At 77.6% G+C, this 21,032-nt stretch carries 17 protein-coding genes; 9 read left to right on the plus strand and 8 right to left on the minus strand.

Annotation, left to right across the window (positions count from 1 at the left end; genetic code table 11):
• Positions 1-84: 84 nt before the first annotated feature.
• Together Sya03_RS12615 and Sya03_RS12620 are read left to right on the plus strand one after the other, a co-directional pair.
• Positions 85-1,740 (plus strand): ATP-binding protein, encoded by a 1,656-nt coding sequence (locus Sya03_RS12615; RefSeq protein ID WP_203938438.1) that lies wholly within the window; start codon positions 85-87, stop codon positions 1,738-1,740.
• A gap of 60 nt (positions 1,741-1,800) precedes the next feature.
• Positions 1,801-2,865, plus strand: coding sequence for a 3-oxoacyl-ACP synthase III family protein (locus Sya03_RS12620; RefSeq protein ID WP_239107412.1), 1,065 nt, complete (start codon positions 1,801-1,803; stop codon positions 2,863-2,865).
• 1 nt (position 2,866) lies between these two features.
• Here the strand turns inward: Sya03_RS12620 and Sya03_RS12625 are convergent, their stop codons facing one another.
• Genes Sya03_RS12625 through Sya03_RS12635 form a run of 3 tightly spaced genes read right to left on the minus strand, consistent with a single transcriptional unit; the run spans position 2,867 to position 5,633 of the window.
• The gene (locus Sya03_RS12625) at positions 2,867-4,888 is read right to left on the minus strand and encodes an ATP-binding protein (protein ID WP_203938439.1); all 2,022 of its coding nucleotides are present in this window, start codon (positions 4,886-4,888) and stop codon (positions 2,867-2,869) included.
• On the minus strand, positions 4,885-5,259 hold the full coding sequence (locus Sya03_RS12630) for a response regulator transcription factor (RefSeq protein ID WP_203938440.1): 375 nt from the start codon (positions 5,257-5,259) through the stop codon (positions 4,885-4,887). Before Sya03_RS12630 ends, Sya03_RS12625 begins: the two co-directional genes overlap by 4 nt.
• Positions 5,256-5,633 (minus strand): response regulator, encoded by a 378-nt coding sequence (locus Sya03_RS12635; RefSeq protein ID WP_203938441.1) that lies wholly within the window; start codon positions 5,631-5,633, stop codon positions 5,256-5,258. The genes Sya03_RS12630 and Sya03_RS12635 overlap by 4 nt, the downstream gene beginning before the upstream one ends.
• Before the next feature lie 191 nt (positions 5,634-5,824).
• Between Sya03_RS12635 and Sya03_RS12640 the strand changes: the two genes are divergently transcribed.
• From Sya03_RS12640 to Sya03_RS12660, 5 genes are all read left to right on the plus strand, one after another.
• Positions 5,825-6,058, plus strand: a complete 234-nt coding sequence (locus tag Sya03_RS12640) for a hypothetical protein (protein ID WP_203938442.1) — start codon at positions 5,825-5,827, stop codon at positions 6,056-6,058.
• A gap of 177 nt (positions 6,059-6,235) precedes the next feature.
• A complete protein-coding gene (locus Sya03_RS12645) occupies positions 6,236-7,054 on the plus strand; it encodes a hypothetical protein (RefSeq protein ID WP_203938443.1) in 819 nt (272 codons plus the stop codon).
• Between the two features lie 226 nt (positions 7,055-7,280).
• On the plus strand, positions 7,281-9,173 hold the full coding sequence (locus tag Sya03_RS12650) for an anthranilate synthase family protein (RefSeq protein WP_203938444.1): 1,893 nt from the start codon (positions 7,281-7,283) through the stop codon (positions 9,171-9,173).
• A 165-nt stretch (positions 9,174-9,338) separates the two neighbouring features.
• Positions 9,339-9,914 carry a DsbA family protein gene (locus Sya03_RS12655; protein ID WP_203938445.1) on the plus strand — a complete coding sequence of 192 codons (576 nt, stop codon included), beginning with the start codon at positions 9,339-9,341 and terminating at the stop codon, positions 9,912-9,914.
• A gap of 59 nt (positions 9,915-9,973) precedes the next feature.
• Entirely contained in the window at positions 9,974-10,249 is a 276-nt protein-coding gene (locus Sya03_RS12660; protein WP_203938446.1) for a hypothetical protein, read from the plus strand.
• Positions 10,250-10,292: 43 nt separating this feature from the next.
• On the opposite strand, the gene Sya03_RS12665 is transcribed toward Sya03_RS12660, so the two are convergent.
• The 4 genes from Sya03_RS12665 to Sya03_RS12680 all read right to left on the minus strand — a co-directional run bounded on the left by Sya03_RS12665 (position 10,293) and on the right by Sya03_RS12680 (position 15,496).
• Entirely contained in the window at positions 10,293-13,694 is a 3,402-nt protein-coding gene (locus Sya03_RS12665; RefSeq protein WP_370872161.1) for an SCO7613 C-terminal domain-containing membrane protein, read from the minus strand.
• A 65-nt stretch (positions 13,695-13,759) separates the two neighbouring features.
• Positions 13,760-14,170: a TIGR03668 family PPOX class F420-dependent oxidoreductase gene (locus Sya03_RS12670; RefSeq protein ID WP_203938448.1), complete on the minus strand. Its 411-nt coding sequence runs from the start codon at positions 14,168-14,170 to the stop codon at positions 13,760-13,762.
• Positions 14,167-14,994 (minus strand): LLM class F420-dependent oxidoreductase, encoded by an 828-nt coding sequence (locus Sya03_RS12675; protein ID WP_203938449.1) that lies wholly within the window; start codon positions 14,992-14,994, stop codon positions 14,167-14,169. Before Sya03_RS12675 ends, Sya03_RS12670 begins: the two co-directional genes overlap by 4 nt.
• A gap of 10 nt (positions 14,995-15,004) precedes the next feature.
• The gene (locus tag Sya03_RS12680; RefSeq protein WP_203938450.1) at positions 15,005-15,496 is read right to left on the minus strand and encodes an SRPBCC family protein; all 492 of its coding nucleotides are present in this window, start codon (positions 15,494-15,496) and stop codon (positions 15,005-15,007) included.
• Positions 15,497-15,675: 179 nt separating this feature from the next.
• Between Sya03_RS12680 and Sya03_RS12685 the strand changes: the two genes are divergently transcribed.
• Positions 15,676-16,314, plus strand: a complete 639-nt coding sequence (locus Sya03_RS12685) for a hypothetical protein (RefSeq protein WP_203938451.1) — start codon at positions 15,676-15,678, stop codon at positions 16,312-16,314.
• A gap of 1 nt (position 16,315) precedes the next feature.
• On the opposite strand, the gene Sya03_RS12690 is transcribed toward Sya03_RS12685, so the two are convergent.
• Positions 16,316-18,982, minus strand: a complete 2,667-nt coding sequence (locus tag Sya03_RS12690) for an MGH1-like glycoside hydrolase domain-containing protein (protein WP_239107413.1) — start codon at positions 18,980-18,982, stop codon at positions 16,316-16,318.
• A gap of 122 nt (positions 18,983-19,104) precedes the next feature.
• On the opposite strand from Sya03_RS12690, the gene Sya03_RS12695 reads away from it, so the two are divergent.
• Positions 19,105-21,021 (plus strand): amylo-alpha-1,6-glucosidase, encoded by a 1,917-nt coding sequence (locus Sya03_RS12695; protein ID WP_203938452.1) that lies wholly within the window; start codon positions 19,105-19,107, stop codon positions 21,019-21,021.
• The last annotated feature ends 11 nt before the right edge of the window (positions 21,022-21,032 follow it).

Raw genomic sequence — 21,032 nt, forward strand, 5'->3', positions numbered from 1 at the left:
CCGTTTTGCGCGCGTCCTGGCCCCGCAACCGACATGCCACCAGCGGGTTCTCACCTCGCCCCCCGCGGGCTCGATGAAAGGGCCGTGAGGAGACCGCGGCGCGCCGGAGGGCGGCGGGCCGCCGCGCTGGCGGCGGCGGTCCTCACCGTGGGCGCCGCCGGCAGCGCCGGCGCCGCGGGCGCGCTGCACGCCGCCGAGCGGGCGGCCGCCACCGCGGCCCTCGACCTGCGCGCCGCCGCGGTCGGCCGCGCCCTGGACACCACCCTGGGCCGGTACGCCGACACGCTGCACGCCCTGACGGCACTGGCCGCCGCCGCGCCCGCCGCCGGGGCCGACGCCCTGCTCGGGACCGCCGTCACCGCGCTCGCCGCCGGCCGGCTGCCCGGCGCCCACGAGGTGTACGTGCTGGGCCCCGACCGCTCCGTGCGCGCCGCCCGCCCCGTCGACGGCAGCACTCCCCCGCCGCCGCGCGCGCCGGCCGGGCCGCCCGAGGTGGCCGCCGCCCTCACCGCCGCCCGGGAGCTGGGCGGGCCCGTCGTCAGCGCCGCGCACGTGCTCGCCCGCGACCACGCCCTGCCGCCCGCCCGGCGGCAGAACGGCTTCGTGCTGACCGCCCCGGTGCCCAGCGGGACGGGCGGATCCGGCGGCTGGGTCGTCGTCACCGTCCGCGCGGGCGACCTGCTCGACGCCGCCCTGCGCGACGCCCGGGTCACCGGTGTGGCCGTGACGCTGTCCGGCGCGCACGGGGACGTCGCCGGGCCGGCCGGGGGCGCGGCGGGCGCCCGTACCGTCGCCGTGGGGCCCGCCGGTCAGGGCTGGCGGGCGCGGGTCAGCCCGGCCACCGACCTGCTCGGCCCCGCGCAGCGCTGGGCCGACACGCTCGCGCTGGCCGCCGGCGGCCTCGGCGCCCTGCTGCTGGCCGGGCTGACGCTGCGGCTGGCCGGTGGGCGCGACGCCGCGCGCCGCCGGGCCGCGGCGGCCGAGCGGGACGCGGCCGCCGCCCGGGCCGGGCTCGCGGCGCGGGAGCGCGAGCTGGCCGGGTTCGCCGCGGTCGCCGGCGAGGAACTCCAGGCGCCGCTGGGCGCCATAGCCGGCTACGGCGACCTGCTCACCGACGAGCACGCGGCGGACCTGGGCGCGGCGCGCGGCGTCGTCGACCGGATCGCCGCCGCCGCCCGGCGCGGCCTGGCGCTGGTCGACGACCTGCTCGCGTGGTCCGGCACCGCCGACCCCGTCGTGCGGACCGAACCCGTCGACCTGGAACGGCTGGCCGCCGACGTGCTCGCCGAGCGGGTCGGCGGGGCGGGCGCGCGGCCGGTCGTCGACCTGGGCGAGCTGCCGGTCGTGCTGGGCGACGCCGAACTGCTGCGCCGCCTGCTGGACCACCTCGTCGGCAACGCGCTGCGCTACGTGCCGCCCGGCGCCGCCGCCCGCGTCGCGCTGCGCGCCCGCGAGCTGGCCGGCAACCGGTGGCGGGTCGAGGTCGCCGACCGCGGCATCGGCGTGCCCGCCGACCGCCGCGAGGAGATCTTCGCGCCGTTCCGGCGCACCCCCGCCGCCGGCGGCTACCCGGGCACCGGCCTGGGCCTGGCCGTCGCGCGGCGCATCACCGAGCTGCACGGCGGCGCCATCGGCGTCGAGCCCAACCCGGGCGGCGGCAGCGTGTTCTGGTTCACCGTTCTCGGCGCGACCGGCGGCGACCCCGCCGTCGCGCTGCTGGGTGCGGCCGAAGGGGCCTAAACCCGGACGTCACCGTGCCGATGGTCGTCGGCGAGTGGGATTCACGATGAGGAGCGCAACATGCACATGTGGGCCGAAGAGGGCGCGACGTTCCTCGACAGCGTCGGCATCCTGGGGACCGGGTCGTACCTGCCGGAGCAGGAGGTCTCCAACGACGAGATCGCCGAGCGGGTGCCCGGCGCCGACGCGGAGTGGATCTCCCGCAAGACGCTGATCGAGGCACGCCGGTTCGCCGCGCCGACCGAGGCGACGTCCGACCTCGCCGCCAAGGCGGCCACCGCCGCGCTGGAGCAGGCCCGCCTGTCCGCCGACCGGGTCGACTACCTGATCGTCTCGACGTCGACGGGCGACTCGCCGCAGCCGCCGACCTCCGCCCTGGTGCAGGAGATGATCGGCGCCCGGCGGGCGGCCTGCTTCGACATCAACGTCGTCTGCTCCGGCTTCGTGTTCGGCCTCGCGCTGGCCCGCAGCCTGGTCGTCACCGACCCGGGCGCGGTCGTGCTCGTGGTGGCCGCCGACACGTACTCGCGGATCCTCGACTTCGACGACCGGCGCACCAGCGTGCTGTTCGGCGACGGCGCGGGCGCCGCGGTCGTGGGCGCCGTCCCGGCGCCGTTCGGCGTGCTCGACGTCGAGCTGGTCACCCGCGGCGACGCGCACCGGCTGATCCGGGTCGAGGCCGGCGGCAGCCGCCTGCCCGCCTCCGCCGAGACCGTCGCCAACGGCGGCCACTGGTTCCGGATGGACGGCCGCGGCGTGCGCGACTTCGTCATGGACGGGGTGCCGCCGATCCTGGCCGACCTCATCAAGCGCGCCGGGCTGACCGCCGAGGACGTCGACCACTTCGTCCCGCACCAGCCCAACGGCGTGATGCTTGGCGAGCTGGTCGAGGCGTGCGGCCTGAGCGGCGCGAACACCGTGCGGACGCTGGAGCGGTTCGGCAACGCCGGCAGCGCGTCGGTGCCGATCGGCCTGGACGAGGCGAACCGCGCCGGGCAGCTGCGCGACGGCGACCTGGTGCTGCTGGCCGGCTTCGGCGGCGGCATGAACGTCGGCGCGACCCTGCTGCGCTGGTGGGCCGGGTACGGCGTGCGCCGCGACCGGCGCGGGCCGCAGGAGGACTGAGTCAGGCGGCGACCCGGTCACCGGCCAGCGGCAGCCGGACGGTGACCGTGGTGCCGTCGTTCTCGGCCGAGGTCATCTCGATCGTGCCGTCGTGGTTCTCCACGATCGTCCGGACGATGGCCAGGCCGAGGCCGGTGCCCGGGATCGCCAGGTGGATGGCGTTGGTGGCGCGGAAGAAGCGGGAGAACAGCTGCCCCTGCTCCGCGTCCGGCACGCCCATGCCGGTGTCGGCGACGCACAGCACCACCTCGCCGGCGTCGGCGCGGCCCGTCACGGTGACCGTGCCGCCGGGGGCGAACTTCACCGCGTTCGACAGCAGGCCCTCCACGACCCGGTCGAGCTGCTCCTTGTCGGCGTCCACGGGCAGCGGCCCGGCCAGGTCGACGGTCAGCGTCACGCCGGTCTTCGCCGCGGCCTCGGCCGCCTCCGCGGCCACGGTGCCGGCGATGGCGGCCAGGTCGACGGTCTGCCGCCGGGTGCGGAAGGTGCCGGCCTCGATCCGGGACAGGATGAGCAGGTCCTCGATGAGCGCCCGCAGCCGGGTGGTGTTGCGCTTGATGACGTCGAGCATGCGGCCCTGCGCCGGGGTCACCTCGCCCGCGTCCTCGTCGCGCAGCATCTCCACGTAGCCGGCGATGCTGGTCAGCGGGGTGCGCAGCTCGTGCGAGACGGTCGACATGAAGTCGGTCTTGACGCTGTCCAGCTCCTTGAGCTGGGCGACGAGGCGCTGCTCCTGCTCGAACAGCCGGGCGTGGTGCAGGCCGCGGCCCAGGTCGCCGGCGACGGACTCGGCGAGGCGGATCTCCACCGGGCTCCAGCCGGGCCGGCCGGCGGCGCGCAGCAGGGTCAGCGCGCCGAGGCGGGTGTCGCCGTTGGTGACCGCGACGGTGAGCACCGGCCCCGCCCCGGCGGCCCGCCAGCCGGCGGCCTCGGGGTCCGGCACCGGGTCGCCCACGTCGACGGCGTTGACGTCGGTGGCGTCGGCGGTCAGCCACAGGTCGTGCTCGCCGAGCCAGGCGATGTCGGCGCAGGCCAGCGCGTCCAGGCTGCCGGCCGCGCCGGCGGCGGAGTGCCGGGTCACCATCTTCGGCGCGTCGGCCGCGGCGGCGATGCGCAGCACCGCGTGTTCGGCGCCGAGCGTGGCGACCAGGCCGGTGGCCGCCTCCTGCATGGCGCTGTCCACGGCCAGGTGCTGCCGCACCCGGGTGTTCAGCACCCGGATCTCGCCGCGCAGCCGGGCGATCTCCTCCTCCTCGCGGCGCACCCGGTCGGCCTGCTCGGCCAGGTTGTTGACCGCGGCGGCGACCGCCCGGATCTCCACCGGGCCGTCCCCGGTCGGGGCCCGCCGGCCGTACCGGCCGCGGCCCAGGTCGTCGAGCACCGTGACGAGGCGGCCGAGCGGGCCGGTGATCCGGCGCGTGGTCCGCACGGCCGTCAGCGCCGCGACGAGCGCCGCGGCGAGGGTCAGCGCGACCAGCGCCGCCGTGGTGCCGACGCCGAGGGTTTCGCTGCGGTCGCGCAGCCGGTCGGCCCGGTCGCCGAGCGCGGTGTCGAGCCCGGTGTTGGCCGACTCGAAGGCGAGAAACAGCGCGCTGCCCTGGTCGACGAACCGGGCCGCCTCGTCGCTGCGGGGCAGGACCTGCCGCTGCCGCTCCGCGACCGCCCACCAGGCCTCCGCCCGGTCCAGCTGGGCCTCGATGGCGACGCCCTCGCCGCCGGTCGCCATCCCGCGCAGGTCGTCCGCCGAGGTCTTGTAGTCGGCGTGCGCGGAGTAGTAGTTGCCCAGCAGCGTCGGGTCGCCCGACAGCAGGTAGCCGCGCAGGCCCCGCTGGCCGTCGGACATGGCGGCGCGCAGCTCGGCGTTCTGCAGCTGCAACGGCAGCACGTGGTCGGTGAGCTGCTCGACGGTCTGGTGCTGCACGAGCGCCGTGCCGGCTCCCGACAGGCCGGACACCACGATGAGCAGCGCCAGGACGGCGAAGGCGCGGGTGAGCAGCCGCGCGACGCTGGTGGGCGGACTCACGCCCTCGTCCGGGTCAGCAGCGCCTGGATGCGCGAGATCAGCTCCCGCGGGCTGAACGGCTTGGTCACGTAGTCGTCCGCCCCGGCGCTGAACCCTCCCTCCACGTCCTGCTCCTGGACCCGGGCGGTCAGCATGATGATCAGCATCCCGGCGGTGGCGGGGTCGGCGCGCAGCATCCGGCACACGTCGATGCCGGACAGGGCGGGCATGGACACGTCGAGCACGGCCAGCGTGGGCCGGTGGGCGCGGGCCTGCTCCACGGCCTGCTGGCCGTCCTCGGCCGTGATGACCTCCAGGCCGGCCTGCTCCAGCTTGAACGCCACCAGGTCGCGGATGTCCGCGTCGTCGTCGGCGACCAGTACCACCGTCACGGTTGTCTCCTGTCCGCGGTCGTGAACTGCTGGACGATCCGCGCCACGTCGGCCTTGCCGAACGGCTTCGGCAGGACGGCGTCGGCGTCCAGGTCGGTCAGGTCGTCCGGGTCGAGCACCGAGCAGAGCACGACGGGGCAGCGGGCGGTCCGCGGGTCGGCGCGCAGCCGGCGGACCACCTCCCGCCCGTCGATGTCGGGCAGCATCATGTCCACCAGCACGAGGTCCGGCGGGTCGGTGCGGGCGAGGTCCACCCCGCCGTGGCCGGTGGCCGCGCCGCTGACCCGGCAGCCGAGCCGGGTGAGCTGCTCGCGGAGGAGCTCGAGGAGGTCGCTCTCGTCCTCGATGACCACCGCGTGGAACAGAGCACTCACCCCGCCCCCCTTCCGCTACTAAATCAGACGATATCCGGTTAGTCGGATGAAGGCGGGTGCTCCGCTCGATCGCCGGTGCACGGGGGTCCCGGCGGGCGCAACGACACGGCAACCGTGCGCTCGCCGGTTCTGCATCCGCGCCCGGGTGTCCTGGACTCCGACACCCGAGCGACCACCGGTAGGAGGATCCGATGTCCGTGCAGCTGTCCGAGGACTTCCGGACCGAGGCGCTGTTCGTCTCCGACGTGCAGTGCTCCCAGCAGCCCACCCCCGAGCTGATCCGCGACGCGGTCGAGTCGGCCAGCGCCCGCCTCGGCGAGCGCGGCTGCGCCGCCCTGGTCGCCCAGGAGTTCGGCGAGCACCCCGACACCGCCGTCGGCCGCATGCGCTGGGCACGGATGGCGATCCAGGCCGCGTACCGCTGACGCGACAATCGTGACCGGCGGCGGTGAACTTTCCGCCTCGACCGTCGGCTGATCATCGATCAACCGCCCGACCGGCCGCCGGCCCCCTCCGCGACCGAGGCGACACGTCCTGTCACGGGCGTACAGTTGCGCCGCTGCCGCACCGGCAGTGATCTCCCGGCGGAGGAGGAGGCGCCCGTGGCCGAGCACCGGCTGCCCCCCGGCGACGACCGGCCCCGGCCGGCCGCGCCGTGGTTGGGCGACGGCCGCCCGTCCGCCCGCCGCCCGCCCGCCGGCGCCCCGCCCGCCGCCGAGCCCGCCGCCTTCTCCGGGTACGACGAGGTGACCGCTCGGCGCGTCCCCGCCGCCGTGTGGGCGACCCTGCCCGACCCGGACCCCGATCCGGACCCCGCACCCGCCGCTGCCGGCGGGTGGGCCGGCGGGTGGCCCCGGCTGCCCGAGGACCCGCGCCGCCGGCTCGCCCTGGCCGCCGTCCTGGCCGTGGCCGTGCTCGTCGGCGGCCTCGGCTACCTCGCCGCCACCCGCGACGACGGCGGCGGCGTCATCCCCGCCCCCACCGGCGCGGCCGCGCTGCCGGCCGTCCCGCCCGACGTGCCGCCGCCCGCAGCCAGCTCCGAGCCGCCCGCGAGCGAGCCGCCGGCCGGCGGGGAGACCACCGCCCCGCCGACCACCCGGCCCACCACCAGGCCACCCACGAAGCCGCCGCCCACCACCCGGCCGCCGGAGAAGCGGGCGCCGAAGCGGATCGGGCCCGCCAACCTGCAGGGGTTCCAGGCGCTGCTCACCGCCCACTGCCGGGACAACGGCGACCAGGCCGCCGCCCTGTTCAACGGCGAGGGCCGGACCGCCGCCGACGGCACCTGGTTCTGCGTGCGGGCCGTCGCGTTCACCCGCATCGACCTCGACGAGGCGTGCCAGGACCGGTTCGGCCGGCGGGCGCAGGCGCGCGAGACCGTCCGCGGCGACGCCCGCTCCATCCGCTGCTTCGACTCCTAGTCCGACTCCTGAACCGGGCCGTGGACCGCCGGTCCCGGGACCGCTATGCTCCTCGCCATGCGCGCATCAACCGGCCTGTGGTGGCCCGCCGACCCGGCGGCCCCAGCCCTGCGCGCGTAACACTCCCCCACCGCGCGGCCGCCTCAGCGAGGCGGCCGTCGTCGTGTCCGGCGCTCCACCGCCCCGCTGCACCGGGGCCGTCCCGAGCACCCGAAGGACACCCACCATGCAGCTCCTGCGCCGCCTCCTCGCCGCCGCCACCGCCGGCGGGGACGCCGAAGGTCCCGGGCCGTTCGCCGTCCTCGTGCGCGCGGGCGGCGTCGACGTCCTGGCCGGGGACGTCGTCACCGCGGACACCCTCGCCGCCATCCCCCTCGACGCCGACCGGCCCACCCTCGCCGTCGTGCCCTTCCGGCAGGTCGCCGAGCGCGGGTTCGCGTGCGTCGACGACGGCGCCCCGCTGGAGTGCCTGCGTGCCACCGCCACCGAGCGGCTGACCACCGCCGAGCTTCTCGCCGAGCTGCCCGACGCCGACCCGGGCCTCACCGCGCGCGGCTTCGACGTCTCCGACGAGCGGTACGCCGCCACCGTCGCCGACGTGCTGCGCGACGAGATCGGCCGGGGCGAGGGCGCCAACTTCGTCGTGCACCGCACGTTCACCGCCACCACCGGCGGGCCGGTGCTGCCCGCCGCCCTGGCCACGCTGCGGCGGCTGCTCGCCGGCGAGCGCGGCGCCTACTGGACCTTCCTCGTGCACACCGGCGCGCGCACCCTGGTCGGCGCGACGCCCGAGCGGCACGTCAGCGTCGACGGCGGGCTGGCCATGATGAACCCGATCAGCGGCACCTTCCGCGGCCCCGCCGACGACCGCGACGCGCTGCTGGCCTTCCTCGCCGACCGCAAGGAGGTCGACGAGCTGGCGATGGTGCTCGACGAGGAGCTGAAGATGATGGCCGTCGTCGCCGAGCACGGCGGGCAGGTCGTCGGCCCCTACCTCAAGCCGATGGCGAACCTCACCCACACCGAGTACCTGCTCGCCGGGCGCACCACCCGCGACGTGCGCGACGTGCTGCGCGAGACCATGTTCGCGCCCACCGTCACGGGCAGCCCGATGGAGAACGCGTGCCGCGTCATCGCCCGGCACGAGCGGCGCGGCCGCCGCTACTACGCGGGCGTGCTGGCGCTGCTCGGCCACGACGCCGACGGCCGGCAGAGCCTGGACGCGCCCATCCTCATCCGCACCGCCGAGTTCACCCCCGACGGGGTGGTCCGGGTGCCCGTCGGCGCCACGCTGGTGCGCCACTCCACCCCCGAGGGCGAGGTCGCCGAGACGTACGCCAAGGCGGCCGGCATCCTGGCGGCGCTGGGCCTGCGCGCACCCGCGCCCGTGGCGCCGGTCGCCGCCGCCCCGGCCGAGGACCCCGAGGTGCTGCGCACCCTCGCCGGGCGCAACGAGCACCTGGCCCGGTTCTGGCTCGACCATCGGGTGCCGGGCGAGCTCACCGTCGCCGCGCTCGCCGGGCGCACCGCCGTCGTCGTCGACGCCGAGGACACGTTCACCGGCATGCTCGCCCACCAGCTGCGCGCGCTCGGGCTCACCGTGGACGTGCGGCCGTGGCACGCCCCCGGCGACCTCGACGCCGACCTCGTCGTCGCCGGTCCCGGCCCCGGCGACCCGCGCGACCTGACCGATCCGAAGATGGCCGCCGTCGACCGGCTCGTCGGCGACCGGCTCGCCGCCGGGCGGCCGCTGCTCGCCGTGTGCCTCGGCCACCAGGTGCTCGCCGCCCGGCTCGGGCTGCGGCTGCACCGGCGCGCCGAGCCGTACCAGGGCGTCGCCCGCGACATCGACCTGTTCGGCGCGGGCGCCCGGGTGGGGTTCTACTCCACGTTCACCGCGCAGGCCGGCGCCGACGCGGTGGACACCCCGTACGGCCGGGCGGAGCTGGCCCGCGACGGCCTGGCCGTGCACGCGCTGCGCGGCCCGGCGTTCGCCGGGGTGCAGTTCCACCCGGAGTCGGTGCTCAGCCGCGACGGGGTGGCGGTCCTGTCCCGGCTGCTGCCGGGCCTCTGCGGCGCGGGCGTCCCGCCGGTCGCCGCGGCCCCGGGTCCACGATGACCTCGACGATGATTAGGCCCCCGTTCAAGGGGTAGCCCGGTGTGCAGCCGGTGGTCCGGACGGGTTGAGAGCCCCCGGTCGGACCGCCGGCCCGCGAGCGGTGCGGGTCCACGATCCGTTGACGTGCCCGGCAGGGGGCGCCGCAAACCGCGTAGGGTCGACGGCATGGAGGCCACCTTCTTCTTCGACCCCGCCTGCCCGTGGACGTGGCGCACGTCGCGCTGGCTGGTCGGCGTCGCGCCCGAGCGCGGCGTCGACGTGCAGTGGCGGGCGTTCAGCCTGTCCATCCTCAACGGCGACAACGTCCCGGAGCAGTACCGCCCGATGATGGCGGCGTCCTCCCGGGCCCTGCGGCTCGTCGAGGCGCTGCGCGCCGACCGGCGCACCGCCGACATCGCCGCGTTCTACGCCGAGCTGGGCGCCCGCACCCACGACGCCGGTGAGCCGCTGACCGACGAGGTCGTGCTGGCGTCCGCGGAGGCCGCCGGCGTCGCCGACCCCAAGACGATCCTCGACGACGCGAGCTGGGACGAGCAGGTCCGCGAGTCGCACGAGGCGGCGCTGGCCGCCGCGGGCCCCGACATCGGCTCGCCCGTGCTGACGCTGGCCGGGGTGGAGCGCGGCCTGCACGGCCCGATCCTCGGCACGGTGCCCGAGCGCGACGAGGCGCTGACCATCTTCGACGCGGTCGTGCCGCTGCTGCGCAGCCCGTCGTTCTTCGAGGTCAAGCGGGGCCGCTGAGGCCGGTTTGGGGTCCTCTCCCGACGGGGTATGCGCACCCGCGACACGAGAGGAGCACCATGACCGAGCCGCAGGTCACGCTCGACCCGCACGGGGAGAGCCCGGTGGAGCAGAAGCTGCACGACGCCCTCGAGGACCAGCTCACCTCGGCGCTGCGCGCGGCCACCGACCGGGTCGCCGCGCACTACTCCGGCGAGCCGGTGGACATCGTCTGCGCCAAGCTCCTGCACGAGACCCGCGCCGGGCTGCACCCCGACATCGCCGCGGCGTTCCAGCCCGACCGCGCCGAGCTGCTCCGCGTCGCCGAGGCGATCGCCGCAGGGCAGCACCGCTGACCCGCCCGGCCGGGGCCCGTCACCGCGGGCCCCGGCCGCACGGTCAGGTCATCCGCGCCACCGCGCTGCGCACCCGGTGCAGGTCGCGCCGCCGGCGCTCCAGCGTCATCGCCAGGCCCACCAGCAGCAGCCCGCCCGCCGCGAGCGGGATCCAGCGCGGCAGCAGGTCCCACACCCGCACCAGCTCGTGCAGGGCCACCAGCGTCAGCACCGCGCCGCCGGCCACGACCGGCGCCTGCCGGCGGGTCGCCGCGCCGAGCACCAGCACCGCCAGCGCGCCCGCCCCGAGCAGCAGCCGGCGCAGCGGCGCGTCCGGCGCGGCGAACACCGCGGCCAGGCTGGGCAGCAGGGCCGCCGCCAGCGCCGGCCCCCACGCGGTCCAGCTCGACAGCCGGGGGTACGCGCGCAGCGCCAGCCACCCGGCCAGCAGCCCCACCGCCGCCGCGGGCAGCGTGTACGCCTCCGGCGTCGTCACCCCGCCCGACCCGGCGACGATCCACCAGCCCAGCAGCTCCGCCCCGGCCGCCGCGACGACGAGCACCCGGCGCGGGTTCGCGGCCTCCCCCGGCCACAGCGCCCGCAGCCCCAGCACCACACCCCACAGCACGCAGACGGCCGCGGCGGCGTTCGCCGACCCGGCGCACAGCAGCAGCGCCAGCACCGCGGTGACGTGCGCGGACGCCTGCACCGCCGCCGACTCCCCCGGCCGGCGCGACCGCAGGGCCGCCCCGAGCGCCAGCGCGAGCGCCGCCACCGCCAGCACCCCGAACGCCGCACCGGCCGGGGTGAGCCCCGCCGCCCGCCCGGCGGCCAGCGCAAATCCCCCGGCCGCGCCGACCGCCCCCAGCCACCCGGCGACCCGGGCCGACCCGGTCCGCCCGGCCGCCCCGCACGCCGCGGCGACCGCCGCCGTCGCGCCGAGCGCCACCAGCGTGGCCGGGCGGGCCGCGAACGCCCCCGCCAGCCCCGCCCCGGCGAACCCCGCCGACACCGCCCCGCACGCGGCCACGTCCGCGCCGGTGCGCCGCCGCACCGCCGTGCCCAGCAGCCCGCCGAGCCCGGCCGCGACCGCCGCGGCGACCCGCACCGGCCAGGGCGCACCGGCGGCGCCCACGGCCACCAGCGCGGCGGCCCCCGCGACCGGCGGCACGGCCGACAGCAGCACCGCTCGGTTCCGCCCGATCAGCACGGCGACCGCGAGCGCGGCGACGCCGAGGGCCCCGGCCACCGCGCCCGCGGGCGCCGGCAGGGTCACCGGGCCGTCCCACACGCGGCCGAGCTGCTCGTAGGGCGCGACCAGCACGGCGGCCAGCCCGGGCAGCGCGGCGACGACCAGCCACAGGCCGGGCAGCGCGCCGGCGGCCGCCGCGAGGGCGGCGCGGCCCGGCCCGGCGGCGCGGACCGTCACGGCGACGGCCAGCACGGCGGCCGCCGCATACAGCACGGACGGGTCGCCGGCGGGCAGCGCCCAGGCGGGCGCGATGACGGCCGCACCGGCCGCGGCGGCGAGCGCGGGGAGGCGCAGCGCCGCCAGGCGCGGGGCCGACAGGCGCGGGGCCGACAGGCGCGGGGCCGACAGGCGCGGGGCGGTCGCGGCGCGGGAGGTCGCGGCGCGGGTCGTCCAGGCCAGCGCGACCAGCGCGGCCAGGGCGGCGAGCGCGGCGCGGGCCACCCAGTGGTCCGGCGCGCCCGCGGCCGCCGCGGCCGATGCGGCGGTGGCGGGCAGCACGAGCAGCCCGGCACCGGCGGTGACGGCGGCGACCACGGCCCCGGGCCGGCGGTGGGCCAGGGCGAGGGCCGTCAGGCCCGTCGCCAGCAGGGTGGCCAGGACCGCGGCGAGGACCGCCGGGCGGCCGGCGCCGACCAGCAGAGCCACCAGCAGCGGGGCGGCCGCGACGGCCGCGCGGCGGGTCGCCGTCGCGGGGGCGGTGGCGCGGGCGGCGAGCAGCAGGGCGGTCGAGGCCGCCGCGAGCAGCAGGGCGGGCGCGACCCACCACGGCAGGTGCAGGCCGGCCGTCAGGCCGAGGGACAGCAGGGCGGCGCCGGCGAGGGCGGTGTCGCGCCGGGCGGGCCGGGGCAGGAGCACGAGCAGGCCGGCGAGCAGCAGCAGGACGGTCACCGGCAGCGGCCAGCTGTCCGCGTTGCCGGGGCGCGCCGACCAGCCCGCCGCCCACGCCGGCCGGGACGCCTCGACCGTGGCGGCCACGGCGGCCAGGGTGCCGGCCAGGGCGCCCAGCCCGGGCAGGCCGAGCACCAGGAACGCCCCGGCGCGGGGGCCGACCCGCACGCCGGCGGGCAGCAGCCGACCGCCGGCCGCGACGGCCGCGGCGAGGGCGGCGGCGACGGCGGCGACCAGCGCGGGCGTGCCGGTGACGTCGAGCAGCAGCAGCGGGCGGGCGGCGGCGACGCCGGTCGCGGCGACGACCAGGCCCGCGGCGGCGGCGACGGCGGGGGTGCGCCGGGAGACGAGGGCGCCGGCCAGGGCGAGCGCGGCGGCGCCGACCAGGGCCAGCCCGGCGGTGACGGCGGTGCCGGTGCGGGACGCGAACGCCGAGGCGGCGAGCGCGAGCAGGCCCGCCGCGGCGAGCCAGGCGGCGCCGAGGCCCCAGGCGGCCCACCGCACCGGGCGGCGGGTCAGCACGACGACGCCCAGGTTGAGGGCGGCCACGCCGGTCAGCGTCCACGCCCAGCCGACCGGGCCCGCCCCGGCGGCGGCCACGGCCAGCGGCAGCACCGGCTGCACCGCGGCCAGGGCGGCGAAGCGGGGGCCGGTCAGCCCGGTGAGGCGGGCGTACCCGGCGGCGGTCAGCGCGGTGACGGCGAAGACGCCCGCGGCGTACCGGGCCGCGGAGCCGCCCGCGACGCCGAACAGGTTGACGTACCAGGCGGCGTACCCGTCGAGCAGCACCAGCAGCAGGCCGACGGCGGCGATGGTCTCGGCGGTGGCGGTGAGGCCGCGGCGCAGGGCGAGCAGCGGCGCGCCGAGCGCGAGCGCGGTGAACGCGGCGAGCAGCAGCGCCCGCCCGCCGACGCCGAAGGTATTCCAGGCGACCGCGGTGAAGACGACGGCGGCGACGCCGAGCAGCAGCCCGCCGAGCAGGAACAGCACGTTCTGCACGGTGCGGGTGGACGCCTCGGGCCGCGGCGCGGCGGTGACGGCGGCGACGGCGGCCGGGACCGGGAGCGGCGCGGGCGCGGGCGCGGCGGGGGCGAGCCGGGACTGGATCCGGGCGACCGCCTCGGTGCGGCGCCGCCACGCGTCGGTGACGGCGCGGTCGGCGGACTGCCAGGCGCGGCGGGCGGTGGCGGCCCGCTCGGTGAGCACGGGGATCTCCAGGTCGAGGCGGATCACCTCGGCCGCGTCCGGGTCGGGGCCGCGCCCGCAGCGGGAGCAGCCCGACACGTCGTCGGCGGGGGCACGGCAGGCCGGGCACGGGTACGTCATCACGGCACAGATCCTTCCGGGCCCGGCCGCCGCGGGGACTGAGTCGGGGTACTCAGTACCCGTACTCAACCGCCGGCGGCGGACCACCCGGACCAGCGGTGGACGTCGACGGCGAGCACCGGCCCGGGCGGCGGCGCGGCCGCGTACTGCGGGTAGCGGGCGGTGAGCGCGGCCAGCGCCCGGCGGCCCTCGGCGGAGCCGGCGGCGACGACCCGGGCGGTCCCGTCGGCGCGCACCCACCAGAGGGCCGTCCAGTCCTCGGTGTAGTGGTCGGCGAGCAGCGCCACCCGGGGTTCGGCGGCCACGTTGGCGAGGCGGCGCAGGGCGGTGTGCCGCTTGGGTTTGGCGTCGACGGCGCTCCACACGGTGTCGCCGTCGACGGCGAAGACCAGCGGCACCAGGTGCGGCGAGCCGTCCGCCGCGACGGTGGCGAGCCGCGCCACCCGGGCGGCCGCGAACAGCTCCCGCCAGCTCATTCGCCGTGCAGGTCGGCGATGGCGCGTTCCCACCGCTCCAGCGTCGCCTCGACGACGCTCCACGGCCCGGACGGCAGCCAGGCCGACGCCCGGCGCACCCCGGCGGCGCGCAGCCGGTCGAGCACCCGCGGGTCGGCGGGCACGCCGATGAACTGCACGTCGAGCGGCCGGTCGGCGCGGGCGAGCAGCTCGGGCACCCGGTCGAGGTGCCGCGGCGACCAGGTGGGGAACCAGCCGTCGCCGTAGTCGAGGACCCGGTCGAACACGGTCGGCCCGTCGCCGCCGACCAGGATCGGCGGGTGCGGCCGCTGCGCGGGCTTCGGCCACGACCAGATGCGCTCGAACGAGTGGAACTCGCCGGTGTACGACGCCTCGTCCTGCGTCCAGATGGCCTGCATGGCCCGGACCCGGTCGCGCAGCAGCGCCATCCGGGTGCGCGGGTCGGTGCCGTGGTTGCGCATCTCCTCGCGGTTCCAGCCGGCGCCGACGCCGAACTCCAGGCGCCCGCCGGACAGGTGGTCGACGCTGGCGACCGCCTTCGCGGTGACGATCGGGTCGCGCTCGACGACGAGGCAGACGCCGCTGCCGACGCGCAGCCGGCGGGTCGCCTCGGCCGCCGCCGTCAGCGCCACGAACAGGTCGTAGCAGTGGTAGTAGCGGCGGGGCAGCTCCGGGCCGCCGGTCCACGGGCTCTCCCGGCTCGCCGGGATGTGGGTGTGCTCGGCGAAGAACAGGGCGTCCTGGCAGCGCTCCTCGACCCGGGCGGCCAGCTCGCCGGGGCGCACGCCGTCGTGGGTGGGGAAGTAGCCGACTCCGAACTGCATGCGGACGAGGCTAGCGGCGGGCCGACGCGGGCAGCCCGGCGCGCTCGTGGACGGCCGCGACCGCGTTGGCCAGGGCCCGGCGCAGGTAGCGCCGCCACACCGGCGCGGCCAGCACCCGGAAGGCGAGCGCCCGGCCGGGCCGGGGGCGGAACGCCAGCGTCCAGGTGATCTCGGTGCCGCCGTGCGGGGTGGTGTGCAGCTCCCAGCAGCCGCGGGCGCCGGTGACCAGCCGCCCGGTCAGCCCCGGCAGGCCCGTCACGTCGTACGCGAACTCGCGGGTGGCGTCGATCTCGGTCAGCCGCTCGACGACGGCGCCGCCGCCGGCGAGGTCGAGGGTGCGCACGTCGCCGACGCGGCCCCACGTGCCGTCGACGCGGCGGATCGGCGGCAGCGGGCCAGGGCCGGCGAGGACGGTGACGGGGTCGAGGCCGAGGACGGCGTCGAAGGCGCGGCGGCGGTCAGCGGCGGCGTGCTGGTCGACGGTGACGCAGACGAGGGACACGGTGGTTCCTGACGATCGTGACGACGGTGCGACCGATCGTAGTGTTTCGCCTGTGTTTCTCGCCACCACAGAAGTCATCCGGAACGGCCCCCGCGCCCGTACTACCGGGCGGCGCCACCGGCGCCGGGGTGGGAGGGCGTCGAGGTGTCCAGGATGACGGTGTTCGCGGCGAGGACCGCGTGACCGCCGCGCGGCCGTGCCGGCCCACCGGGCGGCGGCCGCGGCCCGGCTACCGGTCGAGCCGCCTGGTGCGTTACCGGCGGGTGCGGCTCACCGCGGACGTGAGCGGCGGCGCGCCGCCGCCCGGGCGCCCGTTCCCCGGCGGGCTGGGCGCGCACCCCGCCCCGGCCCGGACCGCGCCGGAGGCGTGGACGTCCGGGCGGCACCGCACCGGCGCGGCGGCGCCCGAGCGCGGCGAGCGGGGCGGGCTGATCGCGTTCGCCCTGGTGGTGCTCGTGCTGCTGGCCGCGTCGCTGGTCGGCGGGGTGTACCTGTGGCGGCGGCACAACGACCCGCCCGTGGCGTCCCCGGCCGCGTGCGCGGTGGCCGCGGAGACCCTCGCGCAGGGCCGCGCCCTGACCGCCGACCCCGGCGCCGCCGGGGTGTGGCGGGCCGACCGCGAGGCCGCGCACCTGCACATCCAGGAGCCCTACCTGTACGACCAGGTCGGCCGGTACGCCTGGTACGCGACCCGCATCGCCACCGGCGAGGCGCACCCGCCCACCGCCGAGGAGCTGGCGGCGGTGGAACGGGCGCTGCCCGCGCACTGCCGGGCGGAGCTGACCGTGACGTGGCCGCCCGCCCCGTCCGCGCCCTGACTCAGGAGCGGTGCACGCCGAGGATCAGGTCCACCACGAGTGCCGTCCAGCCGGTCTGGTGCCAGGCGCCCAGGCCGGCGCCGTTGTCGCCGTGGAAGTACTCCGGGAACGCGATCAGGTCGCGCCAGTCCGGGTGCGTCTGGAACAGCTCGCACGCCCCGTAGATGGGCCGGCGCCCCCACGAGTCCGGCAGGAACAGCGCGATGAGCCGGCGGGACAGGTCGTCGGCGACCTCGTGCAGCGTCACCTTGCGGCCGGAGCCGGTCGGGTACTCGATGGTGAGGTCGTCGCCGAAGAACGCGGCGAACTCGCGCAGCGCCTCGACGAGCAGGTAGTTGACGGGCATCCAGACCGGGCCGCGCCAGTTGGAGTTGCCGCCGAACAGGCCGCTGGTGGACTCCGCCGGCTCGTAGCCGACGGTGAAGTCGGAGCCGCCGAGCGACACCGTGAACGGCTTGTCGAGGTGCCGCCGCGACAGGGTGCGCACCCCGTACGGCGACAGGAACTCGTCCTCGTCCAGCATCCGGGTGAGGATCTTGACGAGCTGGTCGGGGCCCACCATCGACAGCAGGCGCTGCTGCCGGCCGTCCGCGGACAGCCGCCGCGCCCCCACCACGTCGTGGTACTCGCCCTTGTTGGCCAGCACCCAGCGCAGCCGCGCCGCCAGCTCCGGCAGCCGGGCCAGGTCGGCGGTGTTGAGCCGGCTGGTGGCGGCCAGCGGCAGCAGGCCCACGATCGAGCGCACCTTCAGCGGCACCCGCGAGCCGTCGGGCAGGCGCAGCACGTCGTAGAAGAAGCAGTCCTCGTCGTCCCACAGCCCCTGCTGGTACGCGGCCCCGGCGATGTAGGCGAAGTGCTCGAAGAACTTCGTCGCCATGTCCTCGTACGCCCGGTCCTTGCGGGCCAGCCGCAGCGACATGTCGAGCAGGTTCAGGGCGTACATCGCCATCCAGCCCGTGCCGTCGGACTGCTCCAGCACGCCCGCGACCGGCAGCGCGGCGGACCGGTCGAACGGCCCGACGTTGTCCAGGCCGAGGAAGCCGCCCTCGAAGACGTTGTTGCCGCCGACGTCCTTGCGGTTGACCCACCAGGTGAAGTTGAGCAGCAGCTTGTGCATGATGCGGGCGAGGAAGTCGTGGTCGCGGCCGCCGTCGATCTCGAACACCCGGATGGCCGCCCACGCGTGCACGGGCGGGTTCACGTCGCCGAACGCCCACTCGTACGCGGGGATCTGGCCGTTGGGGTGCTGGTACCACTCGCGCAGCAGGAGCAGCAGCTGCGCCTTCGCGAAGCCCGGGTCGACCCGGGCGATCGTGACGCAGTGGAACGCCAGGTCCCAGGCCGCGTACCAGGGGTACTCCCAGGGGTCGGGCATGGAGATGACGTCGAACGAGTTCATGTGCCACCAGGCGTGGTTGCGCCCGAACCGGCGCCCCGGCGGCGGCGGCGCGGAGCCCGGGTCGCCGGTGAGCCAGCGCTGCACGTCGAAGTGGTAGAACTGCTTGCCCCACATCAGCCCGGCGACGGCCTGCCGGGCCACGGCGGCCTCCTCGGCGGACGCGGCGGCCGGGATCAGCTCGGCGAAGAACGCGTCGGCCTCGGCCTCGCGGTCGCGCACCACGGCGCTGAAGCCGTCGCCCAGGTCCAGCTCGGGCGCGGGGTCGGCGCCGGGCGGCGGCGCGGTCACCGCGAGGCGCAGCCGGATCTGCCGCTCCTCTCCCCCGGCCAGCGTCAGCCGGTAGTGCAGCGCGCCCTTGGTGCCGCGGTGCTCCGGGTTGACGGTGGGGGTGCCGGCGATGAGGTGGTCGTTGATGCCGTCCTTCGGGTAGAGCGTCGTGCCGGGCAGGCCCCACAGCCGCTGCGCGTTGGTCTCGTTGTCGCAGACCAGCGGGGGCACGGGCTCGTCCGCCTGCAGCACCAGCTGGCCGAGCACCCGGTGGCGGCCGACCAGCCGTCCCGGCGAGCCCTGCAGCTGCGGCACGGCGTCACGCCCGGGCAGGCCCCACGACCAGGTGTTGCGGAACCACAGGGTGGGCAGCAGGTCGAGCGTCGCCGGGTCGGGGCCGCGGTTGGCGACCGTGATGACGACGCACATGTCCTCGGTGCCGGCCTTGGCGTAGTCGACGGTCACCGCCCAGTAGCGGTCCTCGTCGAAGACGCCGGTGTCGACCAGCTCGTACTCGGCCTCCTCGCGGCTGCGCCGGCCGTTGACGTGCACCAGGTCGTCGTACGGGAACGCGGCCTGCGGGTAGTGGTAGCGCCACCGCATCCACGAGTGGGTGGGCGTGGAGTCCAGGTACCACCAGTACTCCTTGGCGTCCTCGCCGTGGTTGCCGCCGTCACCGCCGAGGCCGAACATCCGCTCCTTGATGATCGGGTCGCGGCCGTTCCACAGGCCGAGGGCGAAGCAGAACGTCTGCCGGTCGTCGCAGATGCCGCCCATGCCGTCGTCATTCCACCGGTAGGCGCGGGAGCGGGCGTGGTCGTGCGGGAAGTAGTCCCACGCGGTGCCGTGCTCGCTGTAGTCCTCGCGGACCGTGCCCCAGGCGCGCTCGGCCAGGTAGGGACCCCACGCGCGCCACGGCTCCGCGCCCGCGTCGGCCTCGGCCAGCCGCGCCCGTTCCGCTCCCGCCGCGTCGATGGCCGCCACGCCGCCGGTCACCTCCACATCTCGATCTTCCGCCCACTCCCACACTAAGAGGCCCGGTCCCGCATCATCAGGATTGTGTCCACGTCGTGTTACGACCGCCGTCTCCGCTCCCCTATTTCCCCGCTAACGTGGGGAAAGCGGTGATACCGATCTCTTTCGGCCCGCAGGTGTGCGGCGATCCCGCCGCCGGGGGCGCCCGCGAGTGGCTGCTGCCGGACGGCCTGGGCGGCTACGCGATGGGCACCGTCAGCGGGCTGCGCACCCGCCGCTACCACGGCCTGCTGGTCGTCGCCGGCGCCACGCCCGCGTCCCGCCGGCTGGCGCTGGCCGCCCTCGACGCGACGCTCACGCTGCCGTCCGGGGCCACGGTGCGCCTGGGCACGCACGAGTGGGCGTCCGGGGCCGTCGAACCCCGCGGCCACGAGCTGCTGTCCGGCTTCACCCTGGCCGACGGGCTGCCCCGCTGGCGCTGGCGCGTCGGCGACACGGTCGTCGAGCGGGAGCTGGCCATGACGCACGGGCGCCCCGCGGTCGCCGTCGTGCACCGCCTGGTCGCCGGCGGCCCCGTCGGCCTCACGCTGGAGGCGCTGTGCACGTGGCGCGACGCGCACGGCGAACGCACCGCCGCCGGCCCGCCGCCCACCGTCGAACCGGCCGCCGACGGCTGCGTCGTCGCCGGGGCGTACCGCCTGACCGGCCCGGGCGTCCGCCCGGCCGGCCGGTGGTGGCGCGGCGTGCACCACCGGGAGGAGGCCGCGCGGGGCCTCAACCCCGGCGAGGACCTGTGGCACGCGGGCAGCTTCCACACCACCCTCACCGCCCCCGGCGACGCGGCCCAGGTGACCGCGTGGGCCGGCGACGCCACCGCCCTGGCCGACCGCCCCGCCCCGCCCGTGGAGGTCGTCGCCGCCGCCCGCCGCCGCCACCGCGCCGTGGTGGCGGCCGCCCGCCCGGCCGACGACCTGACCGCGAGCCTCGCCCTGGCCGCCGACGCGTTCGTGGTGCGCACCCCGGCCGGCCCGGACGTGGTGGCCGGCTACCCGTGGTTCGGCGCCTGGTCGCGCGACACGATGATCAGCTACGAGGGCCTGTTCCTCGCCACCGGGCGCGCGGACGCCGGGGCGGACCTGCTGCGCTCCTACGCCGCCACCCTGTCCGAGGGCATGCTCGCCAACACCGCCGACACCGGCGCGGTCGAGTACAACACCGTCGACGGCACGCTGTGGTTCCTGCACGCGGTCGGGCGCCACGTCGCCGCCACCGGCGACACCGGCCTGGCCGCGGACCTGCTGCCCGGCCTGCGCGCCGTCGTCGGCGCCCACCTGGCCGGCACCCGCTACGGCATCCGCGCCGACCCCGCCGACGGGCTGCTCACCCAGGGCGCCGACGGGGAGGCTCTGACCTGGATGGACGCCCGCGTCGACGGCGTGCCCGTCACCCAGCGGCGCGGCAAGCCCGTCGAGGTCAACGCCCTGTGGGTCAACGCCCTGGCCGTGGTCGCCGACCTGGCCGCCCGCACCCGCGGCGACGCCGGCCCGGCCGCCCGCGCCCACGAGGCCGCCGTCGCCGGCTTCCGGCGCCGCTTCCCCGCGCCCCACGGCCTGCTGTACGACGTGGTCGACGGCCCCGGCGGCGACGACCCGGCGCTGCGCCCCAACCAGCTGCTCGCCTGGTCGCTGCCGCACGCCCCGCTGCGCCCCGAACCGGAGGCCCTGCGCCGTGTCGCCGGCGCCCTGCTCACCCCCGTCGGCCTGCGCAGCCTCGCCCCCGCCGAGCGCGGGTTCACCGGCCGGCACCGCGGCACCGGCGCCGCCCGGGACGCCGCGTACCACCAGGGCACCGTCTGGCCGTGGCTGGCGGGCCCGTACCGCGACGCGGCCCGCCGGTGCGGCCTGACCGACGACGAGGCGCCCGCGGCCACCGCCGCCCACCTGGCCGAGTGGGGCCTCGGCTCGGTCTCCGAGACCGCCGACGGCGACCCGCCGCACGCCGCCACCGGCTGCCCGTTCCAGGCCTGGTCGGTGGCCGAGGCGCTGCGCACCCTGCGGACGGGCTGACGCGGCGGCGG

This window comes from Spirilliplanes yamanashiensis, assembly GCF_016863475.1.
GTDB classification, from domain to species: Bacteria; Actinomycetota; Actinomycetes; order Mycobacteriales; family Micromonosporaceae; genus Spirilliplanes; species Spirilliplanes yamanashiensis.

Bases quoted from the DNA above. Each gene is read 5' to 3' on its own strand.
- Sya03_RS12650 (WP_203938444.1), top strand. From the start codon at position 7,281: ATGCAGCTCCTGCGCCGCCTCCTCGCCGCCGCCACCGCCGGCGGGGAC.
- Sya03_RS12675 (WP_203938449.1), bottom strand. From the start codon at position 14,994: ATGCAGTTCGGAGTCGGCTACTTCCCCACCCACGACGGCGTGCGCCCC.
- Sya03_RS12640 (WP_203938442.1), top strand. From the start codon at position 5,825: ATGTCCGTGCAGCTGTCCGAGGACTTCCGGACCGAGGCGCTGTTCGTC.
- Sya03_RS12620 (WP_239107412.1), top strand. From the start codon at position 1,801: ATGCACATGTGGGCCGAAGAGGGCGCGACGTTCCTCGACAGCGTCGGC.
- Sya03_RS12655 (WP_203938445.1), top strand. From the start codon at position 9,339: ATGGAGGCCACCTTCTTCTTCGACCCCGCCTGCCCGTGGACGTGGCGC.
- Sya03_RS12665 (WP_370872161.1), bottom strand. From the start codon at position 13,694: ATGACGTACCCGTGCCCGGCCTGCCGTGCCCCCGCCGACGACGTGTCG.
- Sya03_RS12660 (WP_203938446.1), top strand. From the start codon at position 9,974: ATGACCGAGCCGCAGGTCACGCTCGACCCGCACGGGGAGAGCCCGGTG.
- Sya03_RS12670 (WP_203938448.1), bottom strand. From the start codon at position 14,170: ATGAGCTGGCGGGAGCTGTTCGCGGCCGCCCGGGTGGCGCGGCTCGCC.